The sequence below is a fragment of the Nocardia carnea genome (assembly GCF_029868325.1).
Taxonomy (GTDB): Bacteria; Actinomycetota; Actinomycetes; order Mycobacteriales; family Mycobacteriaceae; genus Nocardia; species Nocardia carnea_C.
Map to the genome: position 1 here is coordinate 1 of NZ_JARWNW010000144.1, position 6,372 is coordinate 6,372.

Consider the following 6,372-nt stretch of genomic DNA (forward strand, 5'->3'; position numbering starts at 1 on the left):
CCCGCTGTCGCGGTCTGGACTGCCATCCCGCCGTGGGGGGTCCCCCGCCCCCGGGGGCCTGTGGGGCGGGGCCCCGGGGCGATGGGCGGGGGGTGTTTGTGTTGCTGCCACTGCTCACCCTGGGGCCGCGCCGCCACGCCCGGCTGGCCCGCCGCACCGACCGTGCGGCGGAACGTGACGACGATGCGGAACTGGCCGCGCACAATGCCATGTTCGCCGAATTGGCCAAGCGAGATCGGGCAATGAAGTAGATGACCGAACAGAAGACCCCAGTGACACCCTTGCCACCGTTACGCCGCATCTACCGATCCGATGTCCGCGCGGCCCGGCGGCGGCTCGGCAGGCATATCCGTAAGACCCCGGTGTTCCACACCGTCGTCCCGGGGCCGGGCGGGCCGGTACCGGTCACCTTGAAACTGGAGTATCTGCAGCACGGCGGCACGTTCAAGGTGCGCGGCAGCTACAACGCGCTGCTGTCGGAGCGGGTGTGCCCGGAAGATGTCGTCATCGCCTCCGGGGGAAACGCGGGGATCGCGGCGGCCCTGGCCGCGGCCGGGATGGGTAAATCCTGCACCGTGGTGGTCCCCGAATCGGCACCGCATACCAAGGTCGCGGCGATGTGGTCGCACGGTGCGGAGGTGCGCTGGCACGGAACCACCTATGCCGAGGCCTACGAGCATGCGCGCGAGATCACCGCGGAACGCGGTGCGCTCCAGTTGCATGCCTACGATCTGCCCGCGGTGGTGGCCGGCGCCGGCGTGATCGGGCTGGAAATCGAGGAGCAGGTGCGCGGCCGCCCGCCCGTTCTGGTCGCCGTCGGAGGCGGTGGCCTCGTCGGCGGGATCGCGGCGGCCGCCGGTCGGCGCCGGGAGATCGTCGGGGTGGAACCCGAAGGTATTCCGACGATGCATTCGGCCCTGGCCGCGGGCAAACCGGTTGATGTCGAGATCTCCAGTATCACCGCCGACGCCCTGGGCGCCACCCGGCTCGGGGAGATCTCGTTCGATATCGCCCGCCGTTACGGGGTCCGCTCGGTACTGGTCACCGACGACGCGATCACCGAGGCCCGCGACTACCTGTGGCGGGAATTCCGGATCGTGGTGGAACTGTCCGGAGCGGTGGCCTTGGCGGCGATTCTCAGCGGTGCCTACGTTCCGCCGGCAGGTCAGCGTCCGGTGGTCGTGCTGTGCGGGGCGAATACCGAGCTGCCGGTGCTCTGAGCTACCCGGATGCCCGATGGCTCCAGCGGCCTTACCCCGCTGTGGCCGACCGAGCTCCGCGCCGGCCGGCGCTCGAGGCCCGCTTCTCGCCGGTTCCGGCTGCAATGCCGGGGCGCTGCCGGGCAGGCTGAGGGGTGTGAATTCCACAAGTTCGCCGATGCCGTGGAGTTGTCCACAGATCCGCATTCCGTCCGCCGCGGTGGCCCGGCCGCGGGCACGATGAATGCGTCCCCGGAATCTCGGGGCGGGGGTTGCCCGGCGATGCCGGGCTCGACGAAGGGGTGGATTCGTGTACGAAACTCTGGCGACAGTGGTGGGTACGGTGGTGACCGAGCCGGTCAAGCGCGATCTCGCGGGCGGCGAGCAGGTGCTGAGCTTCCGATTGGCCAGCACCGCGCGCCGGCTCGACCGGGAATCGGGTGAATGGGTGGACAACGGGATGCTGTTCCTGACGGTGAGCTGCTGGCGGCGCCTGGTGGCCGGTGTGGACGCCTCCATTCACCGCGGCGATCCGGTGATCGTGCAGGGGCAGCTGCGGTCGAACGAGTACCGCACCCGCGACGGTGCCGAACGCCGGGACCTGGAGATGCGGGCCCATACCGTGGGGCCCGACCTCACCCGCTGCACCGCCCAGGTGGTGCGCCGGCGCACCGGGTATGCGATGGTGACCGGGAATAATCCGGCCGATCCGGACGCTGGGACGGCCGGGGACGGGGTGGCGGGGGAGCAGGACCATCCACTGGGGGAGAAGTCGGCATCCGGCGACCGGCCGGTGAACGCCGACGTGTGAAACCGCACCGATGTTTGACGGATAGGGTGATCGCCATGGCTGAGTTCATCTACCAAATGAAGAAGGTTCGTAAGGCGCACGGCGACAAGGTCGTGCTCGACGATGTCACCTTGAACTTCCTTCCCGGCGCCAAGATCGGCGTCGTCGGCCCCAACGGCGCCGGTAAATCCAGCGTGCTGAAGATCATGGCCGGATTGGATCAGCCGAACAACGGCGAAGCCTTTCTCGCGCCGGGCGCCAGTGTGGGGATTCTGCAGCAGGAGCCGCCGCTGAACGAGGAGAAGACGGTCCGCGGCAATGTCGAGGAGGGCCTCGGCGAGATCAAGGTCAAACTCGACCGGTTCAACGAGATCGCCGAACTCATGGCCACCGATTACTCCGACGAGCTCATGGACGAGATGGGCAAACTCCAGGAGGATCTCGACCACGCCGATGCCTGGGATCTGGATTCACAGCTCGAACAGGCGATGGATGCGCTGCGCTGCCCGCCGCCGGACGAGCCGGTCACCAATCTCTCCGGTGGTGAGCGCCGCCGTGTGGCGCTGTGCAAACTGCTGCTGAGCAAGCCCGATCTGCTGCTGCTGGACGAGCCGACCAACCATCTCGACGCGGAGAGCGTGCTGTGGCTGGAACAGTTCCTGGCGCAGTACGCGGGTGCTGTGCTGGCCGTCACCCACGACCGGTACTTCCTGGACAATGTCGCCGGCTGGATTCTCGAGCTCGACCGCGGCCGGGCCATCGGGTACGAGGGCAACTACTCCACCTACCTGGAGAAGAAGGCCGAACGCCTCGCCGTGCAAGGCAAGAAGGACCAGAAGCTGCAGAAGCGGCTGAAGGACGAACTCGCGTGGGTGCGCTCCGGCGCCAAGGCCCGCCAGGCCAAGAACAAGGCGCGGCTGGGCCGCTACGAGGAAATGGCCGCCGAGGCCGAGAAGATGAAGAAGCTGGACTTCGAGGAGATCCAGATTCCGGCCGGCCCGCGACTGGGCAGTGTCGTGGTCGAGGTCGAGCATCTGGACAAGGGCTTCGGCGATCGCCAGCTGATCAAGGATCTCTCGTTCACGCTACCGCGCAACGGCATCGTCGGTGTGATCGGCCCGAACGGCGTGGGTAAGACCACCCTGTTCAAGACCATCGTCGGTCTGGAGGAGCCGGACAGCGGCACCGTGAAGGTCGGCGAGACCGTCCGGCTCAGCTATGTCGACCAGTCCCGGGCAGGTATCGACCCGAACAAGACTGTGTGGCAAGTGGTTTCGGATGGGCTCGACTATATCGAGGTCGGTCAGCAGGAAATGCCGTCACGTGCCTATGTGAGCGCCTTCGGGTTCAAGGGCCCGGATCAGCAGAAGCCGGCCGGGGTGCTCTCCGGTGGTGAACGCAACCGCCTCAACCTGGCGCTCACCCTGAAGCAGGGGGGCAACCTGATCCTGCTCGACGAGCCCACCAACGACCTGGACGTGGAAACCCTCGGATCGCTGGAGAACGCGCTGGAACAGTTCCCCGGCTGTGCCGTGGTCATCTCCCACGACCGGTGGTTCCTGGACCGTACCTGCACGCATATCCTCGCCTGGGAGGGTGACGCCGACAACGAGGCCAAATGGTTCTGGTTCGAGGGCAACTTCGAGGCCTACGAGGCCAACAAGATCGAACGCCTCGGCCCGGAAGCCGCACGGCCGCACCGAGTGACGCATCGCAAACTGACCCGCGGGTAATGCCGTAGATCTTTTCCCGCGACCCGGTTGCGGGACTACCCTCGGGGCGGCGTCGGTATGTCTTCCGAAAAATCCGCATCCAAGGGAGTGGGAAATGACGGTCTCGTCCGAATTGTCCAGCGAGGCTTGGGTTGCCGAACTGCCGGACAACCTCCGTGCCGGCCTCCATGCTCTGGAGGAGGGATATTTCCGGCATGTGGGCACCGACGAGGCGGACTGTGAGATCTCCAGCGTCGAGCTCACCTTCCGGGCGCATCTCGCACTGGCTCTGACCCGGCAGCCGGGTCAGGGTTCGGTGCGGGTCCACCACCCCGACGACGGGTCCGGGCTGGGCGCCGCGGTGCAGATCGTGACCGACGATATGCCGATGCTCGTGGATTCGGTCACGGCCCTGCTGGCCCGGCTGGGGGGTACGGTGCGCGAGGTCATCCATCCCATCGTCACCGTGGAACGGGATGCCGACGGGCGGCTCCGGGCGGCCTGGCCGCACGATGCCGATGCCGAGCACACCGGTTCGGCGACCGGCCGCGAATCCTGGATTCACCTGCAATTGCACCCCGCGACCAGTGCCGAGCTATTCGACGAGATCGCCGCCGCGGTACCCGGGGTGATCGGCGATGTGCGGCAGGTGAGCAACGATACCGAGGCGATCCACGCCGTGCTCCACGATCTCGCGGCCGGACTCGACCGGGCCGGTGACACCGTGGTCACGGCAGATGCCGATATCGCACCTTCCGACTGTGCCGGGTTGCTGCGTTGGATGGCCGCCGGCAACTTCACCGTGCTCGGCTACGCGCGTTACCGCGCCGAAGCCGGTGAATCGGTGCCGGAATTCGTTCCGGATTCCGCACTCGGGGTGCTGCATCCGGGTACCGGGATCGGTTTCCAGGTTCCGGTCGTCACCGGTGCGCCACGGCTGCTGCGGATGACCCAGGGCCTGATCCCGGTCACCATGCAGCGGGCGGTCTACCCGTTCTTCATCGGTGTGGCCGATGTGAACGATGCGGGCGAGATCCGTGGTGAGCACTTGTTCATCGGTGTCTTCACCGTGACGGCGCTGCACGAGAACGTCCTCGATATCCCCGTGGTGGGCACCCGGGTACGTTCGGCCATCACCGGGAGCGGTTTCGATCTCGATTCGTTCTCCGGTCAGGCGATGCTCGAGGTCATGCAGGGCTTCCCGCGTACCGAACTGTTCGCCTGCGATGCGGCCACGCTGCGCCGCATCGCGGCCGCGGTACTCAATGTGGGGCTGCGCCGGCAGGTTCGATTGTTCCTGCGGGTCGATCCGTACGGGCGCTTCGTCGCCGCGATGGTGTACCTGCCACGGGATCGCTACACCACCGCGGTCCGGCTGGAGATGCAGGACATCCTGGTCCGCGAACTCGGCGGTGCCTCCATCGACTACTCGGCCCGGGTGAGCGAAAGCGAGCTCGCGAGCGTGTATTTCACCATCCGGCTGCCCGGTGCCGATACCGCCGAACCGGTGCGGGTGTCCTCGGCGGAGGAGATCTCCGAACCCGAACGGCTGCGCATCCAGAACCTGCTCGGCGAGGCGAGCCGCACCTGGGACGACCATCTCAACGACGAGGTGAGTGCCTCGACCGTCCTGGACCCGCAGATCGTGCGCCGCTACTGCGAAGCGTTCCCGGACGCCTACAAACAGGATTTCAGCGCGCGGCGCGCCCTGGCCGATATCGACCGTCTGGAGCGGTTGCGGACCGGCAATATCGACCAGCACCTGTACCGCGTCGCGGAGGCACCCGCCGGCTCCTGGCGGTTCACGCTCTATATCGGCGGCGCCGGGATCTCGCTGAGCCAGGTGCTGCCGGTGCTCCAGAGCCTCGGTGTGGAGGTACTCGACGAACGGCCGTACCGGATCCGGCGGGAAGCCGACGGTATCGGTACCGCCAGCGAACGGTGGATCTACGATTTCGGTTTGCTGGCGAGCGCGGAGTTGTTGCGCGCCGCCCTCGATCAGGACCTCGACGCCGAACTGCTCGAGGTCGCACCGGGTACACGGGCCAGTGCCGCGGCCGGGGTCCGCGACCGGTTCACCGAGGCGTTCGATGCCATCTGGTACGGCCGGGCTGAGGCCGACGGCCTCAACGAACTCGTCCTACGCGCCGGTCTGACCTGGCGTGAGGTCGCCGTTCTGCGCACCTATGCGAAATACCTGCAGCAGGCCGGATTCCCCTACAGCCAGGTCAATATCGCCCGTGTCCTGCATACCTACCCGGATACCGCGCGATTGTTCGCGCGGTTGTTCGCTGCCCGGTTCGACCCGGACCGGTATTCGGCCGAGGACGCCGACCGGCTCGAACAGCAGGTGCGTGAGCGGATCGACCAGGTGGTCAGCCTGGACGCGGACCGTATCCTGCGGGCCATACTGGGCCTGATCCGGGCCACCCTGCGCACCAACTACTACGTCACCGACGCCGACGGCGCGGCCCGGGAATTCATCTCGGTGAAGGTCGAACCCCAGGAGATCGCCGAACTCCCGCAGCCACGGCCGAAGTACGAGATCTTTGTGTATTCGCCGCGGGTGGAGGGTGTGCATCTGCGGTTCGGTGCGGTGGCGCGGGGTGGTTTGCGCTGGTCGGATCGGCTGGAGGATTTCCGGACCGAGATTCTGGGTTTGGTGAAGGCG

The 6,372-nt window shown here is 67.0% G+C and carries 5 protein-coding genes; all 5 read left to right on the top strand.

Annotated features, from left to right (window positions below; all coding sequences use genetic code 11):
* The first annotated feature begins 101 nt into the window (after positions 1-101).
* Positions 102-251: a hypothetical protein gene (locus QH196_RS10740; protein WP_280415621.1), complete on the top strand. Its 150-nt coding sequence runs from the start codon at positions 102-104 to the stop codon at positions 249-251.
* Positions 252-1,220 (top strand): threonine/serine dehydratase, encoded by a 969-nt coding sequence (locus tag QH196_RS10745; RefSeq protein ID WP_280415622.1) that lies wholly within the window; start codon positions 252-254, stop codon positions 1,218-1,220.
* A 289-nt stretch (positions 1,221-1,509) separates the two neighbouring features.
* Entirely contained in the window at positions 1,510-2,010 is a 501-nt protein-coding gene (locus QH196_RS10750) for a single-stranded DNA-binding protein (RefSeq protein ID WP_280415623.1), read from the top strand.
* Between the two features lie 35 nt (positions 2,011-2,045).
* Entirely contained in the window at positions 2,046-3,722 is a 1,677-nt protein-coding gene (gene ettA / locus QH196_RS10755) for an energy-dependent translational throttle protein EttA (RefSeq protein WP_280415624.1), read from the top strand.
* A gap of 94 nt (positions 3,723-3,816) precedes the next feature.
* Positions 3,817-6,372: NAD-glutamate dehydrogenase domain-containing protein (locus QH196_RS10760; RefSeq protein ID WP_280415625.1), on the top strand; the 2,556-nt coding region annotated here is incomplete at its 3' end.